Raw genomic sequence first — 20885 nt, forward strand, 5'->3', positions numbered from 1 at the left:
GGAACGTGGACCACGGCAACGCATCGCGTGAAGGAGTAACGAAATGACCACACCGCAGGCTCCGCAGCAGACACCGTCCACTTCGGACCCGGCGTGGGGTGCCGCGCCGGAGCAGGGCTGGGGCGGCGCGCCCGCGCCGGGGAAGCCGGGCTGGCCGACGGGCAAGAAGGTCGCCGCCGGTGCCGTCGCGGCGGTGATCGTGGCCGGCGGGGGAGCGGCGATCTGGGCCGCCTCGTCGTCGTCCGCGGCGACGGGCACCGCGGCGGGCCCGGGCGGCACGGCGGGCGGGATGCGGGGCGGTCCCGGCGGCGCCGGCGCGCTCGGTTCGGCGCTGCACGGCGAGTACGTCTCCTCCGACGGGAACGGCGGTTACGTCACGAAGATCATGCAGACCGGCAAGGTGACGGCGCTGAGCGCGACGTCCCTGACCGCGCAGAGCGACGACGGCTTCTCGAAGACCTACACGATCACCTCGGCCCAGGCGACGGGCGTGGCGTCCGGCGACACGGTCACCGTGGTGGCCACGGAGTCGGGCGACACGGCGACGGCGACGTCGGTGACCGAAGGCACGACCGGCGCCGGACCGGGGCAGGGCCAACAGGGCCAGCCGCCCGCCGGCGCGCCCACGCAGACCGGCTGACGCGGCGGTCCCGGGGTCAGCGGTCGTAGTCGACCGCGACCTCCGGGGTCGTCGCGCGGGCCCGGCAGGTCAGGATCCGGCCCGCGGCGGCGTCGTCTTCGGTGAGGGCGTAGCGGACGTCCATCTCGACCTGGCCTTGCAGGAGCGTCGCCCGGCAGGTGCCGCACGCGCCGCCCGTGCAGGAGTACGGCACCTCGAACCCGGCCCGCAACGCCGCGTCCAGCACCGTTTCGCCGGCGTTGGCGGGCACCCGGGTCGTCGTCCCGCCCACCGTCACCGCCACATCGGCCGGGAACCCGGCCGGGTCGCGCAGGGGTGCCGCGCCGCGGAACAGTTCGAAGTGGACGTTCTCCTCCGGGACGTCCGCGTCGGCCAGCGTCCGCCGCGCCAGGTCGGTCAGGCCGCGCGGGCCGCAGAGGAACCACTCGTCGACCTTCGCCGGGTGCAGGCGGTTCTGCAGCAGCGCCCGCAGCCGCGTGCCGTCGAGGCGGCCGCGCTGGTACCGCTCGTGCGAGATGGCCAGCGCCTCGCCGACCGTGTCGAAGGTCCGGGCCGGGCGGTGCGCGTGCAGGTCCGGGTCGCGCTCGTCGGTGCGGTAGTGCACGACGTGCAGCCGCCCGCCGAACCCCTGCGCGAGCGCCGTCAGCTCCGTCGCGAAGAGCGTCGTCGCGCCGGAAGTGTTGACGTACAACAGGGTCGCCCGGCTGTGCGGCTCCGCCCGCAACGCACTGACCAGGATGGACAGCACCGGGGTGATGCCGCTGCCCGCGGCCAGCGCGACGTAGTGCGCCGTCCGCGCCGGGTCCGGGACGAGCGTGAACCCGCCCGAGGGCGGGAGCACGTCGAGGAAGTCGCCCGCCGCCAGCGTCGTGGTCGCGAAGCCGGAGAACGCGCCGCCCGCGCGTCTCTTCACCGCGATCCGCAGCTCGCCCGCGTCCGCCGGTGCGCAGATCGAGTACGTCCGCCGCACCGGCCGCCCGTCCAGCACCGCGCGCACGGCGACGTGCTGCCCCGGCGTGAACCGGAACTCGGGCGCCAGCTGTGGCGGCACCGCCAGGGTCACCGCGACGGCGTCCGCGGTCAGCGGCCGCACGCCGGAGACGCGCAGCCGGTGGAACCGGCTCGGCCCGAGCGACGGCGGCGGCTCGGGCTCGGGCGCGGCGTCGTCCGGGACGTCGTCGAGGCCCGCCATCGCCCGGTACCCGGCCACGGTCAGCTCCTGCCCCCACCCGGTGCTGATCGGGACGTCGCGGGCCAGGTACGCCTCGCGGTTGTCGAGCCAGACCCGCCGGTAGCGGTGGAACGGCACGGCCGGGTGCAGGTGGTGCACCAGGTGCAGGTTCTGGGCCAGCAGCACCGGGGTCAGCAGCCGCTCGTGGCCGACGCGGACGCGGGTGGTGCCGAACCGACCGGCCGGCCCGGCGGCGGGCAGCCCGTGGTGCGGCAGCCAGCCGAACACCCAGGCGAGCAGTCCCACGCCGAGCCGCTGCGGCAGCAGGTACACCAGCAGCAGTTCCGTTCCGTGGCCGGACACGACCAGCGCCACCCCGGCGGACACGGCCACCGACAGCACCACCAGCGTCTCGGCCAGCTCGTGCGGCGGGCGGGCCCGCAGCCGCGCGAAGTAGCAGCGCGCGTAGGAGAAGTCGAGGGTCAGCCAGCGCAGCGGCAGCTGCCAGCGCGGGCCGCGCTGGACCCAGGCGTCCGGGTCGGCGCGGACCGGCCCGTTCGTGTGGCGGTGGTGTTCACCGTGGACGTACCGCAGCGACGGGAACGACGCGTACGCCGCGACGAACAGGACGGCCAGCCGGCCGAGCGTTTCGTTGACCCAGGTGAGCTTCCCGGCCGAGTGGTGCGCGGACTCGTGCACCACCGTGTACATCGCGAAGGTGGCGGCGGTGTTCAGCACCACGGTCACGGCCGCCGGCACCAGCCCGGCCAGCAGCAGCCACGTCGATCCGGCCCAGACCGCGAGGGCGCCGGCGAACAGCAGCACGGCCGGCAGCGAGACCGCGGGCAGCGGCAGCCGCGGCGCGGGGACCGCGCGGGGGAACGGGAGTCCGGGCGCGGACTCCGTCGATTCCAGGGAGCCGCGCGCCGGGGTGTCGACGACGGGCATCGAGCGGTCTCCTCGGTCGAGAAGCTCCTGGCCAGGCGGGAGTCACCGTAGACAACCCGGCGTCGTTTGTAAACGTTGCAGCACGCTTCGAAAAAAGGTGCCGGCCTGCGGAACGCCGTACAACGCTAAGATCGGCCTGTGAACGCCGTCACCCACTCCGGTCCGGTCGGCACCCGCGAGCGGCTGCTGGCCGCGGCCGCCGAGCTGACCCGGGTGGACGGCTGGGCGGGCGTCACCATGGGCAAGCTGGCCGCGGAGGTCGGCGTCAGCAGGCAGACCGTCTACAACGAACTGGGCTCCAAGTCCGAGCTCGCCGAGATGCTGATCCTGCGCGAGACCGACCGGTTCGTGGCGCAGGTCGGCGAGGTCATCGCCGCGTACCCCGGCCGGGCCGTCGACGGCGTCACCGCCGCGTTCCGGGAGATCCTCGAGTCCGCCCGCGGCAACCCGCTGGCCGCCATCGCGCTCGGCGGCGCGCAGGGCGGCCGCGACGACTTCCTCCCGCTGCTCACCTCCCGGCCCGAGGCGGTGCTCGGCCGGGCCGTCGAGACGGTCGCGGCGCTGTTCTCGCGCGCCTACCCCGAGGTCCCGCTGACCGCGTCGGAGTGGACCGTCGCCGTCGAGGCCTTCGTGCGATTGCTGCTGTCCCACCTGGTGCAGCCCAGCGGCTCGGCCGAGCACGCGAGCGGCCAGACGCGCTGGGTGATCGGCCGGATGCTCGGCGCCTGACGCCGCAGGTGGCCCCCGCCCGGGCGGCGCGGGCCACTGGCCTAGACTCGGACGTCCCGGTCTGCAGGTGACCGGGGCCATTTCCGCAGGATTGTCCAACCACAATCGTTACCGCTCGAGGAGAAGACCTTGAAGAGCACCGTCGAGCAGCTGAGCCCGACGCGAGTCAAGATCAATGTCGAGGTGCCGTTCGCGGAGCTCAAGCCGAACTTCGACCGCGCCTACCGCAAGATCGCCCAGCAGGTGCGCATCCCGGGCTTCCGGCCCGGCAAGGCGCCCGCTCGCGTCCTGGAAAGCCGGATCGGGCGTGGCCCGGTGCTCGACGAGGTCGTCAACGAGGCCATCCCGGCCAAGTACATGGAGGCGGTCCGCGAGAACGAGGTCCGCACGCTCGGGAACCCGGAGTTCGACGTCACGAAGCTCGAGGACCGCGACGTGCTCGAGTTCACCGCCGAGGTGGACGTGCGCCCGGAGATCGAGCTGCCCGACCTCGAGGGCTTCACCGTCACCGTGGACGACGTCGAGCTGACCGACGCGGAGGTCGACGAGCAGCTCGACGAGCTGCGCGCCCGCTTCGGCACGCTGACCGGCGTGGAGCGCCCGGCCGAGACCGGCGACTTCGTCTCGATCGACCTGGCCGCGACCGTCGACGGCGAGGCCGTCGAGGAGGCCGCCACCTCGGGGCTGTCCTACGAGATCGGCTCCGGCCAGCTCGTGGACGGCATCGACGAGGCGATCGTCGGCGCGAACGCCGGCGAGACCAAGACGTTCACCACCCAGCTCGTCGCCGGCGACCACGCCGGCAAGGACGCCGAGGTGACCGTGACCGTCCAGTCGGTCAAGCAGCGCGAGCTGCCGGAGGCCGACGACGAGTTCGCCCAGATGGCCAGCGAGTTCGACACGATCGACGAGCTCAAGGGCGACCTGCGCGAGCGGCTCGGCCGCGTCAAGAAGATGCAGCAGGGCGTCCAGGCCCGCGACAAGGTGCTCGACGAGCTCCTGGAGCGCACCGAGGTGCCGATCCCGGAGAAGGTCCTCGACGCCGAGATCGAGAACCGCAAGCACGACGCGATCCACCCGTTCGACCACGACGAGGCCCAGTTCGCCCAGGCCCTCGAGGCCGAAGGCCGCACGCTGGAGGAGTTCGACGCGGAGACCCGCACCGAGTCGGAGAAGGCCGTCCGCACGCAGCTGCTGCTGGACACCATCGCCGACAAGGAGCAGGTCTCGGTCAACGACGGCGAGCTCACCGAGCGGATCATCTACCAGGCCCAGCGCTTCGGGATCAGCCCGGACGAGTACGTCCAGCGGGCCCAGCAGTCCGGCCAGCTGACCGCGATCTACGCCGACGTCCGCCGCGGCAAGGCGCTCGCCTCCGTGGTCCGCAAGGCCGCCGTCACCGACGGTTCGGGTGCCGAGGTCGACCTTTCCGAGCTGTTCGGCGCCGAGGAACCGGCCGCCGACGCCGCAGCCGAGGAGACGCCGGCCACCGAAGAGGCGGCGAAGACTCCCGCGGAGTGAAGCTGTGAGCGAACTTGGGCGGTGTCAGGCATTCTGCGCCGCCCAAGTTCGTTAGGGTCGATTGCAAGATCTCAAGCACTTGAAACGACAGCGGCGGTCGCCGGTACGGGACCGCCGTCGGCGAAAAGGCAGGCAGACGTGACGCAGCACACGCCCGAGGCGCGGACCGGAACCGCAGGGCTCACCCTCACCGACTCGGTGTTCGAGCGGTTGCTCCAGGAGCGCATCGTCGTCCTCGGTTCCGAGGTGAACGACGAGATCGCCAACCGGATCACCGCGCAGCTGTTGCTGCTCGACGCGGACGACGCCGAGTCCGACATCCGCTTCTACATCAACTCGCCGGGTGGCTCGGTCACGGCCGGGTTCGCCATCTACGACACCATGCAGCTCATCCGCCCGGACGTCGCGACCTACGCGATGGGCATGGCGGCCTCGATGGGGCAGTTCCTGCTCTCCTCGGGCACGCCCGGCAAGCGCTACTCGCTGCCGCACGCGCGGATCCTGATGCACCAGCCGTCGGCGGGTGTCGGCGGTACCGCGTCGGACATCGCGATCCAGGCGGACCTGTTCAACAAGTGGAAGCGCGAGCTGGCCCAGATCACCGCGGACCAGACCGGGCAGACGGTCGAGCAGATCATCGCGGACGGCGACCGCGACCGCTGGTTCACCGCGCAGGAGGCGAAGGACTACGGGTTCGTCGACCACGTCCTGACCGCCGACATCGCCCGTCCGGGCTCGAACTGAGCCGAAGCACCAAGGAGAGTTCCATGAGCAACTTCAGGCTCCCGGGTGACTTCCGGGCACCGACCGTCCCCCAGTCGCGGTACATCCTCCCGTCGTACGTCGAGCGCACCAGCTACGGCGTCAAGGAGTCGAACCCGTACAACAAGCTGTACGAGGAGCGCGTCATCTTCCTCGGCGTGCAGGTGGACGACGCGTCGGCCAACGACGTGATGGCCCAGCTGCTGCACCTCGAGCACGAGGACCCGGACCGCGACATCCTGATCTACATCAACTCGCCGGGTGGCTCGTTCACCTCGCTGATGGCGATCTACGACACCATGCAGTTCGTCCGCCCGGACATCCAGACGTACTGCCTCGGCCAGGCCGCCTCCGCGGCCGCCGTGCTGCTGGCCGCCGGCACCCCGGGCAAGCGCTACGCGCTGCCCAACTCGCGGGTGCTGATCCACCAGCCGGCCACCGAGGGCACCTACGGCCAGGTCTCCGACCTGGAGATCCAGGCGAACGAGATCCAGCGGGTGCGCCGCCAGATGGAGGTCATCCTGGCCAAGCACACCGGCAAGGACGCCGACCAGATCCGCAAGGACATCGAGCGGGACAAGATCCTGACGGCCGACGAGGCCAAGTCGTACGGCATCATCGACGAGGTGCTGCCGTACCGTAAGGCGTCGGCTCTCTAGATCCGCCAGGCCGGTGTGTGTCGGGAAGACGACATACACCGGCACTCTGGTTTAGGGTCGTCCTTCTGACGTGCTCCCGGTGCCCGTGGGTGTTCCCGCCCACGGCATCGGACGGGTACCGTCAGTGGCAATGCGTGAGGCTCCGCCCGGTCGTCCGTGATCGGGGCCGCACCGTCGCAACACACGTCAGGCGCGGACAACCGCGCCGGAGGGGACGAGGTCACAGGCCATGGCACGGATCGGTGACGGCGGAGACCTGCTGAAGTGTTCTTTCTGCGGGAAGAGCCAGAAGCAGGTGAAGAAGCTCATTGCCGGCCCCGGGGTCTACATCTGCGATGAGTGCATCGACCTCTGCAATGAGATCATCGAGGAGGAGCTGGCCGAGGCCGGCGACGTCAAGCTCGACGAGCTGCCCAAGCCCGCCGACATCCACGAGTTCCTCGAGCAGTACATCATCGGCCAGAACGACGCCAAGCGGACCCTCGCGGTAGCGGTCTACAACCACTACAAGCGGATCCAGGCGGACGACAAGGCCGGGCCGAAGGACTCCAAGGAGGAGTCGGTCGAGCTCGCCAAGTCGAACATCCTGATGCTCGGCCCCACCGGGTGCGGCAAGACCTACCTCGCGCAGACCCTGGCGAAGCTGCTGAACGTGCCGTTCGCGATCGCGGACGCCACGGCGCTCACCGAAGCCGGGTACGTCGGCGAGGACGTCGAGAACATCCTGCTCAAGCTCATCCAGGCGGCGGACTACGACGTCAAGCGGGCCGAGACCGGGATCATCTACATCGACGAGGTCGACAAGATCGCCCGCAAGTCGGAGAACCCGTCGATCACGCGCGACGTCTCCGGCGAGGGCGTGCAGCAGGCCCTGCTGAAGATCCTCGAGGGCACCACCGCCTCGGTCCCGCCGCAGGGCGGCCGCAAGCACCCGCACCAGGAGTTCATCCAGATCGACACGACGAACGTGCTGTTCATCGTGGCCGGCGCGTTCGCCGGGCTGGAGAAGATCATCAACGAGCGGGTCGGCAAGCGCGGCCTCGGCTTCGGCGCGGAGATCCGCACCAAGTCCGAGATCGAGGAGAGCGACGTCTTCTCCGACACCATGCCCGAGGACCTGATCAAGTTCGGGCTGATCCCGGAGTTCATCGGCCGGCTCCCGGTCGTCGCGACGGTCAGCCACCTGGACAAGGAATCGCTGGTCAGCATCCTCACCCAGCCGCGCAACGCCCTGGTGAAGCAGTACAAGAAGCTCTTCGAGATGGACAACGTCGAGCTCGAGTTCACCAAGACCGCGCTCGAGGCCATCGCCGACCAGGCGGTGCTGCGCGGGACCGGTGCCCGTGGGCTGCGCGCCATCATGGAAGAAGTGCTCCAGCCGGTGATGTACGACATCCCGAGCCGCGACGACGTGGCGAAGGTCGTCATCACCGAGCAGACCGTCCGGGAGAACGTGAACCCGACGATCGTCGCCCGGCAGCCGACGCGGCGCGCGCGCAGCGAGCGCGGCGAGAAGTCGGCCTGACCCCGGGCGTCTCCGGGCCGCCCGGCTCGGAGACCCGACAGGAAAGCTGAATGACTGCTGACTCTTTCCCGGGTACCGGGGCCACGGCCACCGGCGGCGGCGTGCAGGCACCGCCTCCGCCGGAGCCGTCCCCGGTGCCCGCCGGGGACGCCCCGGCCGGGACGCTGCTCGGGTTCCGTGAACTGAGCGAGCGCGTAATCGCGTCCGTCTTCGAGCGGTACCGGTGGCTGAACCGCGTCCTGATGGGCGTGCTGGCCGTGTGCACCGGCACCTGCGTGGTCGCGGTGGTGTCGCGGTTGTCGCCGTTGCCGCTCATCCCGGTGCCGTTATTCCTCGTCGCGGGTTACGGCCTCTGGCAGGCCCGTGGGGTCGAGGAGCGTCGTCAGCTGTTCAACTGGGTGCTCCTGTTCGCCCTCGCCACGCTGGTGGGGTTCTGGCTGATCTCGGTCGTCGGCCGCTGGGTGGAGTGACCGGGTTCCACCTTCCGGTCCGTTTGAAGTTCACGGGTGCGGGGTAGGACCCACCCGTGGTAGATGCCCTCACACCCTTTCGGCATCCGGCACTGTTCTACCGTGGTGACACCGAGTATCTGGACGGCGTCGTTCCGTTCCTGCTCGAAGGGCTCGACCGAGGCGAACCGGTCGCCGTCGCCGTCCCCGGCCGCAACCTCCTGCTCGTCGAGAAGGCCCTCGGCCCGCGCTCGGGCGAGGTCCGGCTGATCGACCTGCACCAGGCGGGGCGCAACCCCGGAGCGATCCTGCCGACGGTCCTGCTCGCCTTCGCGGGCGAGCACGCGGGCCCGGTGCGGATCGCCGTCGAGCCGGTCTGGCCCGGCCGCTCCGCCGCCGAATACCCCGCGTGTGTGCTGCACGAGGCGCTCATCAACACGGCGTTCGCGGGCCGGCCGGTCGCGGTGCTCTGCCCGTACGACACGGCGGCGCTGGCCCCCGGCGTCCTGGCCGACGCCGGGCGCACCCACCCGGAGCTGTGGAAGCCCGCGGGCCGCGCGGCCAGCCCGCACTACGACCCCGACCGCGTCCGCGCCGACCTGACGCTGCCCCTCGACCCTCCGGCGGGCGCGGTCGAGCGCACGTTCGACGTCGCCCAGCTGGCCACGCTGCGCGGCTTCACGGAGATCTGGGCCGCCCGCCACGGCCTGCGGCGCCCGCGCCGCGACGACTTCGCGCTGGCGGTCGCCGAGCTGACCACGAACAGCGTGCTCTACGGCGGCGGCACGGGCGTGCTGCGGCTGTGGGCGGAGGACGAGCACGTGGTCGCCGAGGTGACCGACGACGGCACGATCACCGAGCCGCTGGCCGGGCGCGTTCCGCCGCCGGCGGCGAGCCTGGGCGGGCGCGGGCTCCTGCTGGTCAACCGCCTGGCCGACCTGGTGCGCACGTACTGGGTCCCGGGCCGCACGACGACCCGGGTCCACTTCCGCCGCTGAAGGGGGCCGAGCTGCCTAGACGCCGGCCCGCGGGACCTGTTTGCCGAGGAAGCTGACCAGGCTGGGCACCACGGTCTTGTTGAACGTGTCCCCGTGCTTGCCGTGGGCCGTGTGCGCCACCGCCGGGTGGGCCGCGTCGATGTAGCGGCGGACGCCGGTGATGAACGAGTCCTCCGTGCCGCACCAGATGGCGTTGGCCACGCCCTTCGTCTCGTCGATGTGGCGCAGCGGGTCGAGGGACACCCAGTCCTCCATGCCCGTGAAGATGTGACGCTTGGCCATCTCCGGCCAGTTCGTGATCAGGGCGGGCGCCAGCGTGGCGACCGCCGCGGGCGGCTGGCGGCGCTCCACCCGGCGTCGCGTGTACAGCAGCGCGCCGAAGCCGCCCATCGAGACGCCCGTACAGGCGAACGGCTGGCCCGTGGCACCCGCGAAGCCGCGGGCCCGGAGCCACTGGGGAACCTCCTCCAGCAGCATCGCCATCGGGTCGTCGTTCGGGTGGACCTGGTGCCAGTAGTTGTCGCCGCCGTCGACGGCCACGAAGCCGTACGCCGGGACGGCCTTGCGGGCGACGTCGCTGGAGAGCTGCTTGAGCGTGCCGGTCGGGGCCGCGTTGCGGGCGTTGCCGTGCAGGCCGTGCAGCATCAGCGACATCGGGAGCCCGCGCGGCGGGGTCTTCGACGGCAGCAGGAACACCAGGTCGACCATCCGGCCGCGGGCCGCGGAGTAGACCCGCTCGACGCGGGTGCTGCCCAGCTGGGTCGTCGGGTTCGAGGACGCCACGCCCACGGCCCGCTGCAGGGCCGGGCTGAAGGGCAGCTTCCCGGTGGCGGTGCCCACGGCGAGCCCGGTCATGGCCACCCCGGAAGCACCCGCGATCAGCACCGAGCGGCGGCTCAGCCACCGTCGGGCGTCCCGCACCGCCGCCGCGCCGGGTGTGTCCGAAGCCTCGTCCCGGGTCCCGCCCTCGCCCAGGGTCGCCGGAGGGTGGACCCGGTCCTCGGACCGCTCCGCCTCACCCGGTGCCGCCGGGGTCTCGCCCCGGTCGCCGTCGTTCTCGTTCACCTGTCTCCGTCCCCCGCTTACCACACCTGGGACGCCGCGCACCCGCTCCGCGTTCCCCCGCGTCCTGCCTCCGCCGGGTCAATCGTTCCCACCTTGCCCGGCGTTTCCGTTCCGCGCTCGCCAAGCCGCGACAGCGGCCCCGGCCGAGCGACCGGCCCGGTCCACAGTGTCCCCGAGACCCACCGCCAGGGTCACGCCCAGGGGGATCAAGATGTGGTCAATTCCCTGTTCGCCGGGTCCGAAATGCCCGGAAGCTTCCAGAGTGACGAAGCCGTGCAGCGCGCTCCAGAGCTGCGCCGCCGCCTGGTACTTGTCGGCCGGCCGGAACCGCCCGGCCTCGATGGCCCGCTCGGTCGCCCGGACGATGTGCTCGAACGCCACCAAACCCTCTTGGGCGGCTTCGCGGCCTTCCTCGGTGGTGAGGTCGGAGAGCGTCGCCCGCTTGCCGCCCGGCGCGGACTGCCCGAACGTCACGGCGAACAGCTGCGGCTGCTCGGCGACGGCCTGCCGGTAGGTGCGGGCCAGGCTGAAGACGTCGGCCACCGGGTCGTCGGTCTCCTCGACCTCGGCCAGCCACTCCGACAGGCGCAGGAACCCGGCGCGCGCCACCTCGTCGACCAGCGCCGCCATGCCCCCGAAGTGCGTGTAGACGGCCATCGTCGAGACGCCGACCTCCGCCGCCAGCTTGCGAGCCTGCAGCGCTTCGGGGCCGTCGTCGTCGAGCAGGCGGATGGCGGCTTCGACGAGCCGCGCCTTGACGTCGGTCGCGCGAGGTTTCGGGCTCATGCTTGCCAGTATCTCATAACCCTGTTATAAAAGTATCTATAACCGAGTTATGGCACGTGCGGATACTTTCGCAACTCTGAGGGGTCAGCCATGGGCAACAAGTTCCTCGAGGGCAACTTCGCCCCGGTCAGCCGGGAGCACACGATCACCGAACTGGCCGTCACGGGGCGGATCCCGGACTTCCTCGACGGCCGCTACCTGCGCAACGGGCCCAACCCGCTGTCCGAAGTGGACCCGGCGGCCTACCACTGGTTCATGGGCGACGGCATGGTCCACGGCGTCCGCCTGCGCGACGGCCGGGCCGAGTGGTACCGCAACCGCTGGGTGCGCAACCCGGCCGTCGCGGCGGTGCTGGACGGCGAGGACCCGAGCCGGTTCTGCGGGCTGGACGCGCTCGGCGCCAACACCAACGTCATCGGCCACGCGGGCAAGACGCTCGCCCTGGTCGAGGCGGGCGCGCCGGTCTACGAGCTGACCGAGGAGCTCGACACCGCCGGCCGCTGCGACTTCGAGGGCACGCTCCCGGGTGGCTACACCGCCCACCCGAAGCGCGACCCGCGCACCGGCGAGCTGCACGCCGTCTCGTACTTCTTCGGCATGGGCAACAAGGTCCAGTACTCGGTGATCGACGCCCAGGGCCGCGCCCGCCGCACGGTCGACATCGAGGTCACCGGCTCGCCGATGATGCACGACTTCTCCCTGACCGAGCGGCACGTGGTCTTCTACGACCTGCCGGTGACGTTCAACGCCGAGATGGCGGTCGCGGCCGGCGTGCCCGGCGCGCTGCGCACGCCCGCGAAGCTGGTGCTCTCGGCGATGGTCGGCAAGGTGCGTGTGCCGGACCCGATGACCGCGATGATGGCGCGGAAGATCGGCGCGAACGGCGGCCTGCCGTACCGCTGGGACCCGAAGTACCCGGCGCGGATCGGCGTGATGCCGCGTGAGGGCGGCAACGGCGACGTCCGCTGGTTCGACGTCGAGCCCTGCTACGTCTTCCACCCGCTCAACGCCTACGACGACGGTGACAGCGTCGTGCTCGACATCGTCCGCCACGAGCGGATGTTCGACCGCGAGCTGCACGGCCCGGGCGAGGAGAACCCGACGCTGGACCGCTGGACCGTCGACCTGCTCGCCGGGAAGGTCCTGGAGGAGCGGCTCGACGACCGCGGCCAGGAGTTCCCGCGCGTCGACGAGCGGCTCGTCGGCCGCCGCCACCGCTTCGGCTACACGATGTCCGCCGACGGCGGCGCGAACCCGGGCGGCTCGCTGTTCAAGCACGACTTCCACACCGGGTCGCGCCAGGAGCGCGCGTTCGGCGCGGGCCGCCAGCCCGGCGAGTTCGTGTTCGTGCCGTGCCACGACGACGCGGCCGAGGACGACGGCGTCCTGATCGGCTTCGTCTTCGACCCGGCGACGCGGCGCAGCGACCTGACCCTGCTCGACGCGGGCACGATGGAGACGGTGGCCGCGATCCACCTGCCGGACCGGGTGCCCAACGGCTTCCACGGCAACTGGGTGCCGACTACGCCTTGAGGATGACGCCGCGGGCGAATGCGTCCCGCGGCCGACGCGGCCCGCCGTCGCGCGCTCCTAACGTCGGTGCCTCACCAGCACCGAGCAAGGGGGACGACATGCGATTCACGGCGGTTCTGGCCGTGCTGACGGGGCTTCTGGCCCTGCCCGCACCGGCGACGGCGAGCGAGACGCCGTACCTGCCGCGGCCGACCGGGGACCACCCGGTCGGCCTGACCACCCTCGACCTGACCGACACCTCACGGCCCGATCCCTGGGTCCCGGGCGTGCAAGCGCGCGAGCTGATGGTGTCCGTGTGGTATCCGGCGGCCGCGCCGGGACGGCACCGGGCCCAGTACATGACACCCGAGGAGTCCCGGCTGCTCCTGGCCGACGGCGGGATCACCACGCTGCCGCCGGACATCCTGAGCACGACCCGCACCAACGCCTTCACCGACGTCCGGCCCGCCGGCCGCGCGCACAGCCTGCCGCTCGTCGTGCTCTCACCGGGGTTCAAACACGGGCGCGGCACGCTGACCGGGCTGGCCGAAGACCTGGCGAGCCACGGGTACGTGGTGGCCGCGGTCGACCACACCTACGAGAGCGTCGGCACGAGCTTCCCCGGCGGCCGGGTCACCACCTGCGCCGCCTGCGACGTCCCGGAGCGCGACGAGGCCTACTGGCGGAAGGTCGACGAAGGTCGGGCGAAGGACGTCTCGTTCGTGCTCGACGAACTGACCGGGCCGCGGCCGAAGTGGGCGGGCGCGGACCTGGTCGACCGGTCGCGGATCGCGATGGCCGGGCACTCGGCGGGCGGCACGGCGGCCATCACCGCACTGCTCACCGATCCGCGGATCAAGGCCGGGGTCGACATCGACGGCTCCCCGAACCCGGTGCCGCGCGACGTGACCCGGCCGTTCCTGCTGCTGGGCCGCGTCGGGCAGTACACCCCCGGGTCCGGGCCGGCCGCTTCGACCTGGGAAGCCGCCTGGCCGATGCTGACCGGGTGGAAGCGCTGGATCCTGGTCGACGGCGCGGTGCACCAGTCGTTCAGCGACCTCGTCCTGCTGACCGACGAGGTCGGCATCCCCAACGGGGCCACGTTGCCCGGCACGCGAGGCCTGGAACTCACCCGGCAGTACACGCGGGCGTTCCTCGACCTGCACCTGAACCACCGGCCGGAACCCGTGCTGGACGGGCCGACGGCGGCGAATCCCGAAGTCTCGTTCTGCGACCCGGGCGGCTGTTCCTAGGTGAGCACCCGGTGGTCGCCGGTGTAGAGGTTCATCGACTCGCCGCGCAGGAAGCCGATGAGCGTCATGCCGTTCTCCTCGGCCAGCTCGACGGCCAGTGACGACGGCGCCGAGACCGCGGCCAGCAGGCCGATCCCGGCCATGGCGGCCTTCTGCACCAGCTCGAACGAGGCGCGCCCGGACACCAGCAGGCCGTGTCCGGGCGCCGGGATCCGGCCCGCCATGACGGCCCAGCCGAGCACCTTGTCCACCGCGTTGTGCCGCCCGACGTCCTCGCGGACGACGTCGATCCCGCCGTCCGGGGTGAACAATGCCGCGGCGTGCAGGCCGCCGGTGCTGGCGAACACCTTCTGCTGCGCGCGCAACGCGTCCGGCAGCGCGGCGAGCGTCTCGCTCTTCACCGCGAACGGCGCGCCGGCGGGGGAGAAGCGGGTCTTGAGCTTGACCGCGTCGAGCGCGGCCTTGCCGCAGACCCCGCACGAGGACGTCGTGTAGAAGTTGCGCTCGACCCCGACGTCCGGCGCCGGCACGCCGGGGGCGAGCGCGATGTCGAGGACGTTGTAGGTGTTGCGGCCCTGGTCGTCGACGCCGTCGCAGTACCGGGCGACGGCGATGTCCTCGCGGCCGCCGATCACGCCTTCGGAGAGCAGGAAGCCGTGGGCCAGCTCGACGTCGTGGCCCGGGGTGCGCATGGTGACGGCCAGCGCCTTGCCGCCGACACGCAGTTCCAAGGGCTCTTCGGCGGCCAGCGCGTCAGGGCGGCGCCGGTCCCCGGTCGCGGAAATCCGCCGCACCGGACGGCGCACGGTCACCCTGCCCATCGCCCACACCCTTCTCTGCCGGAAAGTTTGACACTCGCATGGTGCAACACCGGGTATTTAGTAATACATTCCCTCCATCATCCCCACTCTACGGAGGGATCCGATGGCTCTCGGCTTCCTGGACCGTTCCCGGATCGTCGCACCCCCAGGCTGGACGCGCTGGCTGGTGCCCCCGGCGGCCCTCTCGGTGCACCTGTCCATCGGGCAGGCCTACGCGTGGAGCGTCTTCAAGACTCCGCTCGAAAAGACGATGCACCTCAGCGGCACGCAGAGTTCGCTGCCGTTCCAGCTCGGCATCGTCATGCTCGGGCTGTCCGCGGCGTTCGGTGGCACGCTCGTCGAGAAGAACGGCCCGCGCTGGGCGATGTTCGTCTCGATGTGCTGCTTCGCCACCGGATTCCTCGTCTCGGCGCTGGGCGTCGCGACCGGGCAGTTCTGGCTCGTCGTCGTCGGATACGGCGCGATCGGCGGTGTCGGCCTCGGAATCGGTTACATTTCCCCGGTTTCGACGCTGATCAAGTGGTTCCCGGACCGCCCGGGCATGGCCACCGGCATCGCGATCATGGGCTTCGGCGGCGGCGCGCTGATCGCGTCGCCGTGGTCGTCGTCGATGATCGGCACCACGCCCAGCACCGGCAGCATCGCGACGGCGTTCCTGATCCACGGCGTCGTCTACGCGGTGTTCATGTCGCTCGGCTGGCTGATCGTGCGGGTCCCGGCCGAAGGCTGGAAGCCGGCGGGCTGGGAGCCGAAGACCGACCACGGCCGGGCCATGATCTCCGTCGCGAACGTCTCGGCGGCCAACGCCATCAAGACGCCGCAGTTCTGGCTGCTCTGGGTCGTCCTGTGCTTCAACGTCACCGCGGGCATCGGGATCCTGGAGAAGGCGTCCCCGATGATCGTGGACTTCTTCAAGGGCACCTCGACCCCGGTCGGCGCGGCCGCCGCGGCGGGGTTCGTGGCGCTGCTGTCGCTGTGCAACATGCTCGGCCGGTTCGTCTGGTCGTCCACATCGGACCTGATCGGGCGCAAGAACATCTACCGCACCTACCTCGGCGCCGGCGCCGTGCTGTACCTGGTGATCGCGCTGACGTCGAACTCGTCGAAGCTCGTGTTCATCCTGTGCGCCATGGTGATCCTGTCGTTCTACGGCGGCGGGTTCGCGACGATCCCGGCGTACCTGAAGGACCTCTTCGGCACCTACCAGGTCGGCGCGATCCACGGCCGGCTGCTCACGGCGTGGTCGGTGGCCGGCGTGCTCGGCCCGCTGATCGTCAACGCGATCGCGGACAGCGAGAAGTCGGCCGGCAAGTCCGGCCCGGACCTCTACGCCACGTCGTTCTACATCATGATCGGCCTGCTCGTGGTCGGCTTCGTGGCCAACGAGCTGGTGCGGCCGGTCAAGGAGAAGTTCCACGAGCCCGCCGTGGCGGCCGAGACCGCGAGGAGCGAAGCGTGACGAACGAACCGGAAGCGAGGCCCAACCGGGTCCCGCTGATCGTGCTGGCCTGGGCGTGGGTCGTGCTGCCCTTCGCCTACGGCGTCTACGAGCTGTTCCTGAAACTGGTGCAGCTCTTCGGCTGACCGGACGCGCCCGGGGCGGTCACGACCGTCCCGGGCCACCGGTCGGTCACACTGGGCCCATGGACTACGTCGGGCGGGTGCCCGCTCCGCCGCTCGACCGGTACGTCGACGACGTCTACTGCCTGACCGGGGTGCCGGACCACCGCCGGGTGACCGTCCCGCCGATGCCCTCGGCCCACCTGTTCGTCAACCTCGGCGCGCCCGTCCGGCTGTGGGACTCCGACCTCTCGGTGCCGTCGGCGGTGTTCACCGGCGGGTGGTTCATGGGCGTGTGGACCCGCCGGTTCCACTTCGAGTACCCCGCCCGGGTGCGGCTGGTGGGGGTGCACTTCAAGCCGTGGGGCATCTCGCCGTTCGTCGACCTCCCGGCGACCGAGCTGCGGGATCGCTGTGTGCCGGTCGACGCGGCCTGGCAACGGTGCCTGGACCGGATCCGCGACGAGGCCGGCGACCTCGAGTCGCCCGACGCGACGCTGCGGCTGCTCGAGGACGAGCTGCGATCCCGGCTGGCCGGGGCGTCCTCGCGCGGCCTCGACCTGGTCCAGCACGCCGGCGGGCAGCTGGAGACCTCCCACGGCGCGGTCCCGGTCGGGGCGCTGACCGACGCGGCCGGGGTGAGCGGCAACCACCTGGCCGCGCAGTTCAAGTCCCACGTCGGGGTGACCCCGAAACGGGTGGCGCGGATCTACCGTTTCGCGCGCCTGATCCTGGCCGTGGACGCCCCGGGCCCGGTCGACTGGGCCGAGCTCGCGCACACGGCGGGCTACTTCGACCAGGCGCACCTCAGCAAGGAGTTCAAGGACTTCACCGGCCTCACGCCGACGGAGTACCTCGCCCTGCGGCGCCGGTTCCCCGCCGACCAGTCGTTCCCGCCGATGCCCGCCGAGTGATTTCTTACAAGCACGGTCGCGCCCGAGACGGCAGGATCGGGGCGAACGCGCGAGCACCTCGAGGAGAACCTGTGGGCACAGTCATCATGCACAGTGCGATGTCGGTGGACGGCTTCATCGCCGACGAGAAGGACGGCGTCGGGCCGCTCCACGACTGGTACGAAACCGGGGACACCCCGATCGACGGGGCCAGCGGCTTCAGCGTCTCCCGGGTCTCGGCGGAGTACATCAGCGGGATGTGGGCCTCGATCGGCGTGCTCGTGATCGGCCGCCGGCTCTTCGACCTGATGAACGGCTGGGACGGGCACCCGCCCGTCGGTGAGCACGTGGTCGTGGTGTCCCACCAGCCGAAGCCCGAAGGCTGGCACCCCGAGGCGTCGTACCACTTCGTCGACGGCGTGCCGGCGGCGATCGAGAAGGCCCAGGAGCTCGCCGGGGACCGGACGATCGCGGTGAACGCCGGCGAGGTGGGTGGCGAGATCCTCGCGGCCGGCTTCGTGGACGAGGTGGCGATCGACCTGGTGCCCGTGGTCTTCGGTTCGGGCCGGCGCTACTTCGGCAAAGTCGACGGCCAGCACCTGCTGGCGGATCCCCACGTGGTCATCCAAGGTGAAGGGGTGCTGCACCTCGGGTTCAAGGTGCGCCGCTGAGGCAGAGATGTGGCAATGTTGACATTGCGACATCGGCCCTCCAAGGTGGAACCACCCGACCCTTGGAGGCCCGTTGTGACCCGTCCCGCCTTCCACCTGGCCATCCCCGTCGACGATCTGGGCCGCGCCCGCGCCTTCTACGGTGACGTGCTCGGCCTGAGCGAGGGCCGTTCCGCCGAGAAGTGGGTCGACTGGGACTTCCGCGGCCACCAGGTCGTCACCCACGTCGTCGCCGGGGCACGCGCCGAGGCCGGCCGCAACCCCGTCGACGGCCACGACGTCCCGGTGCCGCACTTCGGGCTGGTGCTGACCGTCGAGGACTTCCACGTCCTGGCCGGACGGCTGCGCGACGCGGGCACGGAGTTCGTCATCGAGCCCTACCGGCGGTTCGCCGGCGAGCCCGGCGAGCAGTGGACGATGTTCCTGCACGACCCGGCCGGGAACGCCCTGGAGTTCAAGGCGTTCCGCGACGAGTCGCAGCTGTTCGCGCGATGACGGGCGTCCTCGTCACCGGCGCCTCCCGCGGGATCGGGCGCGCGGTGGCCAACGCTTTCGCGGCGAACGGGCACCGGGTCGCCGTCCACTACGGAAGCCGGCTGGCCGACGCCGAGGCGACGCTGGCCGCGCTGCCCGGCGACGGGCACCTGCTCGTCACCGGTGACCTCGCCGACCCGGCGGCCGTGCAGCGGATCGCCGACACGGCCGAAGCGGGCCTCGGCGGCGTCGACGTCCTGGTGAACAACGCGGGCGTCGCGCCCGCTCCGGAGACCACGCACCCGGTCGACCGGGTGTCCTACGCGGACTGGCAGCGGATCTGGCGGGACACGGTCGACGTCAACCTGCTGGGCGCGGCCAACCTCAGCTACTGCGTCGCCCGGAACCTGATCGCGCGCGGCGCCCCGGGCCGGATCGTCAACGTCGGCTCGCGTGGCGCGTTCCGCGGCGAGCCGGACGACCCGGCCTACGGCGCGAGCAAGGCGGCGCTGCACGCGTTCGGCCAGTCCCTCGCGGTTTCCCTGGCGCCGCACGGGATCGCGGTGACGTCCGTGGCGCCCGGCTTCACCGCCACCGAGCGGCAGCTGGACCGCATCGACGACGCGTTGCGCGCGCAGAGCCCGTTCGGCCGGGTCGGCACGCCGGAGGAGGTCGCGGCGGCCGTGCTGTACCTGGCCTCCGCCGAGGCGACCTGGGCGTCCGGCGCGATCCTCGACCTCAACGGAGCGTCCCACCTGCGGACGTGACGTGGCTCACCCGTGCAGCAGATCCGGCGGCGACGGCGTCTGGAGGGCGTGCATCCACTGGGGAAGGTCGTCGTCGCCGGGGTCGCCCTGGTCGTCTTCTGCGGCACGGCCTACGGCTACGCGAACCTCCGCTCGCTCGACGAGGTCACGCGGGACGACGTGATCGGCGCCGAGGCGAAGCCGGGCGAACAGCCGGCCGACGGCTCGCTGGACATCCTCCTGGTCGGCCGCGACTCGCGGACCGACCTGCAGGGCAACCCGCTGCCGGCGGACGTGCTGCGCGAGCTGCGCGTGGGCCCGAACGGCGACGACCTCACCGACACCCTCATCGTGCTGCGGATCCCGAACGGCACCAAGGAGGTCAAGGCGTTCTCGATCCCGCGGGACAGCTACGTCTCGATGCCGGGCGGCCCGGGGAAGATCAACGCCGCGTTCGGGCGCGCCAAGGCCGCGGAGGCGCGGAACCGCCGGGCGGCGGGGGAGACGGACAAGGCGAAGATCGACCAGGAGGCGCTGACCGCGGCCCGCCGCGCGACGCGGCAGGCGGTCGAGGACCTCACCGGCGTCACGATCGACCACTTCGCCGAGGTCAACCTGCTGAGCTTCGCCGAGGTCAGCAAGGCGGTCGGCGGGGTCGACGTCTGCCTGAAGGAAGACACCAAGGACAGGAACTCGGGGGCCGACTTCAAAGCGGGCCCCCAGCGGATCGCGGGCGCGGACGCGCTGGCCTTCGTGCGCCAGCGCGACAACGTCAAGGGCGGCGACCTGGGCCGCGCCCGGCGGCAGCAGGTCTTCCTGGCGGGGCTGGCGAAGCAGGTGCTGTCGTCGGGGACGCTGAGCGACCCGGGCAAGCTGTCGGACCTCATCGACGCGGTGAAGCGCTCGGTGGTCCTCGACGGCTCCTGGAACCTGCTGGACTTCGTGGGGCGGATGCGCGGCGTTTCGGGCGGCGGCATCGAGTTCGCGACGATCCCGACGGTCAACGTGGACTACCGCTACGACCCGGCCAACCCGAAGGCCACCGCGGTGCAGGTGGACCCGGCCCAGGTGAAGGCGTTCGCGGCGGGGCTGATCGGCGCGCCGGTGCCGGCCGCTCCGGCGCCGGTGGTCGACGTGTCCAACGCGAGCGCGCACGCGGGCCTGGCCGCCCGGGTCGCGGACGTCCTGCGGGACAAGGGATTCGCCCCGGGAACGACGGGCAACACCGGCTCCCGCCGGACGTCCCTGGTCCGTTTCGGCCCGGACCTGGCGGACCGCGGCGCGGAGGTGGCCAAGCTCCTGGGCGGCTTGACGACCCAGCAGACGTCGTCGGTCCCGGCCGGGCACATCGAGGTCCTGCTGGGCTCGGTCTACGCCGGCCCCGGGATCGCGGGCGGCGGCGGCGCGCCCGGCGGCGACGAACCGATCACGTCGGGCGGGGTCGTCTGCGTGGACTGACCCACGCGGTGAAACGCGGACAGCCGCGTTCACGACTCCCGGGCATGGGCGAGAAAACCGTGGCACACCGGTTCGGCACGAATCATTTTCCCGAAACGCCGCGAAGACGTTTCCTCCTGTCGGGGACCGGACCACGGCGGACCACTTTCCAGAGTGGTCCTTGACCTTGCCGCACTGGTGAGGCAGTGTTCTCCAAACCGTGAAACCCCGGGTGCCGAACGATTTCGCGCGCCGCTCCACCAGT

At 71.5% G+C, this 20885-nt stretch carries 21 protein-coding genes; 17 read left to right on the forward strand and 4 right to left on the reverse strand.

Annotated elements, in window-relative coordinates:
- The first annotated feature begins 43 nt into the window (after positions 1-43).
- The gene (locus ACGFMK_RS11575) at positions 44-640 is read left to right on the forward strand and encodes a hypothetical protein (RefSeq protein WP_392760799.1); all 597 of its coding nucleotides are present in this window, start codon (positions 44-46) and stop codon (positions 638-640) included.
- 16 nt (positions 641-656) lie between these two features.
- Here ACGFMK_RS11575 and ACGFMK_RS11580 read toward each other — a convergent pair whose 3' ends face one another.
- Entirely contained in the window at positions 657-2759 is a 2103-nt protein-coding gene (locus tag ACGFMK_RS11580; protein WP_392760802.1) for a fatty acid desaturase, read from the reverse strand.
- Positions 2760-2897: 138 nt separating this feature from the next.
- On the opposite strand from ACGFMK_RS11580, the gene ACGFMK_RS11585 reads away from it, so the two are divergent.
- The 7 genes from ACGFMK_RS11585 to ACGFMK_RS11615 all read left to right on the forward strand — a co-directional run bounded on the left by ACGFMK_RS11585 (position 2898) and on the right by ACGFMK_RS11615 (position 9402).
- A complete protein-coding gene (locus ACGFMK_RS11585) occupies positions 2898-3488 on the forward strand; it encodes a TetR family transcriptional regulator (RefSeq protein ID WP_392760804.1) in 591 nt (196 codons plus the stop codon).
- Positions 3489-3617: 129 nt separating this feature from the next.
- Positions 3618-5009: a trigger factor gene (gene tig / locus ACGFMK_RS11590; protein WP_392760808.1), complete on the forward strand. Its 1392-nt coding sequence runs from the start codon at positions 3618-3620 to the stop codon at positions 5007-5009.
- Positions 5010-5147: 138 nt separating this feature from the next.
- On the forward strand, positions 5148-5753 hold the full coding sequence (locus ACGFMK_RS11595) for a ClpP family protease (protein ID WP_247055287.1): 606 nt from the start codon (positions 5148-5150) through the stop codon (positions 5751-5753).
- A gap of 23 nt (positions 5754-5776) precedes the next feature.
- The gene (locus tag ACGFMK_RS11600) at positions 5777-6430 is read left to right on the forward strand and encodes an ATP-dependent Clp protease proteolytic subunit (RefSeq protein WP_323336076.1); all 654 of its coding nucleotides are present in this window, start codon (positions 5777-5779) and stop codon (positions 6428-6430) included.
- Between the two features lie 229 nt (positions 6431-6659).
- The gene (clpX, locus tag ACGFMK_RS11605) at positions 6660-7955 is read left to right on the forward strand and encodes an ATP-dependent Clp protease ATP-binding subunit ClpX (RefSeq protein ID WP_323336074.1); all 1296 of its coding nucleotides are present in this window, start codon (positions 6660-6662) and stop codon (positions 7953-7955) included.
- Positions 7956-8005: 50 nt separating this feature from the next.
- Positions 8006-8425 (forward strand): hypothetical protein, encoded by a 420-nt coding sequence (locus tag ACGFMK_RS11610; protein ID WP_392760813.1) that lies wholly within the window; start codon positions 8006-8008, stop codon positions 8423-8425.
- Between the two features lie 56 nt (positions 8426-8481).
- A complete protein-coding gene (locus ACGFMK_RS11615) occupies positions 8482-9402 on the forward strand; it encodes an anti-sigma factor RsbA family regulatory protein (protein ID WP_392760814.1) in 921 nt (306 codons plus the stop codon).
- Positions 9403-9417: 15 nt separating this feature from the next.
- Here the strand turns inward: ACGFMK_RS11615 and ACGFMK_RS11620 are convergent, their stop codons facing one another.
- Together ACGFMK_RS11620 and ACGFMK_RS11625 are read right to left on the reverse strand one after the other, a co-directional pair.
- Positions 9418-10467, reverse strand: coding sequence for an alpha/beta hydrolase (locus ACGFMK_RS11620; RefSeq protein ID WP_392760816.1), 1050 nt, complete (start codon positions 10465-10467; stop codon positions 9418-9420).
- Positions 10468-10545: 78 nt separating this feature from the next.
- Entirely contained in the window at positions 10546-11253 is a 708-nt protein-coding gene (locus ACGFMK_RS11625) for a TetR/AcrR family transcriptional regulator (RefSeq protein WP_392760819.1), read from the reverse strand.
- A 90-nt stretch (positions 11254-11343) separates the two neighbouring features.
- Here ACGFMK_RS11625 and ACGFMK_RS11630 point away from each other — a divergent pair, with 90 nt between their 5' ends.
- Positions 11344-12786 (forward strand): carotenoid oxygenase family protein, encoded by a 1443-nt coding sequence (locus ACGFMK_RS11630; protein WP_392760822.1) that lies wholly within the window; start codon positions 11344-11346, stop codon positions 12784-12786.
- Between the two features lie 98 nt (positions 12787-12884).
- Positions 12885-14018, forward strand: a complete 1134-nt coding sequence (locus ACGFMK_RS11635) for an alpha/beta hydrolase family protein (protein ID WP_392760824.1) — start codon at positions 12885-12887, stop codon at positions 14016-14018.
- Here ACGFMK_RS11635 and fdhD read toward each other — a convergent pair.
- On the reverse strand, positions 14015-14839 hold the full coding sequence (gene fdhD, locus ACGFMK_RS11640) for a formate dehydrogenase accessory sulfurtransferase FdhD (protein ID WP_392760826.1): 825 nt from the start codon (positions 14837-14839) through the stop codon (positions 14015-14017). The two genes, ACGFMK_RS11635 and fdhD, sit on opposite strands and share 4 nt — an antisense overlap.
- A gap of 103 nt (positions 14840-14942) precedes the next feature.
- On the opposite strand from fdhD, the gene ACGFMK_RS11645 reads away from it, so the two are divergent.
- The 7 genes from ACGFMK_RS11645 (at position 14943) to ACGFMK_RS11675 (ending at position 20641) form a co-directional block, all read left to right on the forward strand.
- Entirely contained in the window at positions 14943-16298 is a 1356-nt protein-coding gene (locus ACGFMK_RS11645) for an OFA family MFS transporter (protein WP_392760829.1), read from the forward strand.
- Positions 16295-16423: a hypothetical protein gene (locus ACGFMK_RS11650; RefSeq protein WP_323336059.1), complete on the forward strand. Its 129-nt coding sequence runs from the start codon at positions 16295-16297 to the stop codon at positions 16421-16423. Before ACGFMK_RS11645 ends, ACGFMK_RS11650 begins: the two co-directional genes overlap by 4 nt.
- Before the next feature lie 59 nt (positions 16424-16482).
- A complete protein-coding gene (locus ACGFMK_RS11655) occupies positions 16483-17313 on the forward strand; it encodes a helix-turn-helix domain-containing protein (RefSeq protein WP_392760832.1) in 831 nt (276 codons plus the stop codon).
- 71 nt (positions 17314-17384) lie between these two features.
- Positions 17385-17963: a dihydrofolate reductase family protein gene (locus ACGFMK_RS11660; RefSeq protein WP_392760835.1), complete on the forward strand. Its 579-nt coding sequence runs from the start codon at positions 17385-17387 to the stop codon at positions 17961-17963.
- A 75-nt stretch (positions 17964-18038) separates the two neighbouring features.
- Positions 18039-18458, forward strand: coding sequence for a VOC family protein (locus ACGFMK_RS11665; RefSeq protein WP_392760838.1), 420 nt, complete (start codon positions 18039-18041; stop codon positions 18456-18458).
- Positions 18455-19204, forward strand: a complete 750-nt coding sequence (locus ACGFMK_RS11670; RefSeq protein ID WP_392760840.1) for an SDR family NAD(P)-dependent oxidoreductase — start codon at positions 18455-18457, stop codon at positions 19202-19204. The genes ACGFMK_RS11665 and ACGFMK_RS11670 overlap by 4 nt, the downstream gene beginning before the upstream one ends.
- Positions 19205-19252: 48 nt before the next feature.
- A complete protein-coding gene (locus ACGFMK_RS11675) occupies positions 19253-20641 on the forward strand; it encodes an LCP family protein (protein ID WP_392761074.1) in 1389 nt (462 codons plus the stop codon).
- The last annotated feature ends 244 nt before the right edge of the window (positions 20642-20885 follow it).

Source organism: Amycolatopsis sp. NPDC049252 (genome assembly GCF_043197175.1).
Taxonomy (GTDB): domain Bacteria; phylum Actinomycetota; class Actinomycetes; order Mycobacteriales; family Pseudonocardiaceae; genus Amycolatopsis.

Excerpts from the sequence above, each read along its gene's own strand:
- ACGFMK_RS11575 (WP_392760799.1), top strand. The coding sequence starts at position 44 with ATGACCACACCGCAGGCTCCGCAGCAGACACCGTCCACTTCGGACCCG.
- ACGFMK_RS11580 (WP_392760802.1), bottom strand. The coding sequence starts at position 2,759 with ATGCCCGTCGTCGACACCCCGGCGCGCGGCTCCCTGGAATCGACGGAG.
- ACGFMK_RS11600 (WP_323336076.1), top strand. The coding sequence starts at position 5,777 with ATGAGCAACTTCAGGCTCCCGGGTGACTTCCGGGCACCGACCGTCCCC.
- clpX (WP_323336074.1), top strand. The coding sequence starts at position 6,660 with ATGGCACGGATCGGTGACGGCGGAGACCTGCTGAAGTGTTCTTTCTGC.
- ACGFMK_RS11610 (WP_392760813.1), top strand. The coding sequence starts at position 8,006 with ATGACTGCTGACTCTTTCCCGGGTACCGGGGCCACGGCCACCGGCGGC.
- ACGFMK_RS11625 (WP_392760819.1), bottom strand. The coding sequence starts at position 11,253 with ATGAGCCCGAAACCTCGCGCGACCGACGTCAAGGCGCGGCTCGTCGAA.
- ACGFMK_RS11630 (WP_392760822.1), top strand. The coding sequence starts at position 11,344 with ATGGGCAACAAGTTCCTCGAGGGCAACTTCGCCCCGGTCAGCCGGGAG.
- ACGFMK_RS11635 (WP_392760824.1), top strand. The coding sequence starts at position 12,885 with ATGCGATTCACGGCGGTTCTGGCCGTGCTGACGGGGCTTCTGGCCCTG.
- fdhD (WP_392760826.1), bottom strand. The coding sequence starts at position 14,839 with ATGGGCAGGGTGACCGTGCGCCGTCCGGTGCGGCGGATTTCCGCGACC.
- ACGFMK_RS11645 (WP_392760829.1), top strand. The coding sequence starts at position 14,943 with ATGGCTCTCGGCTTCCTGGACCGTTCCCGGATCGTCGCACCCCCAGGC.
- ACGFMK_RS11655 (WP_392760832.1), top strand. The coding sequence starts at position 16,483 with ATGGACTACGTCGGGCGGGTGCCCGCTCCGCCGCTCGACCGGTACGTC.
- ACGFMK_RS11670 (WP_392760840.1), top strand. The coding sequence starts at position 18,455 with ATGACGGGCGTCCTCGTCACCGGCGCCTCCCGCGGGATCGGGCGCGCG.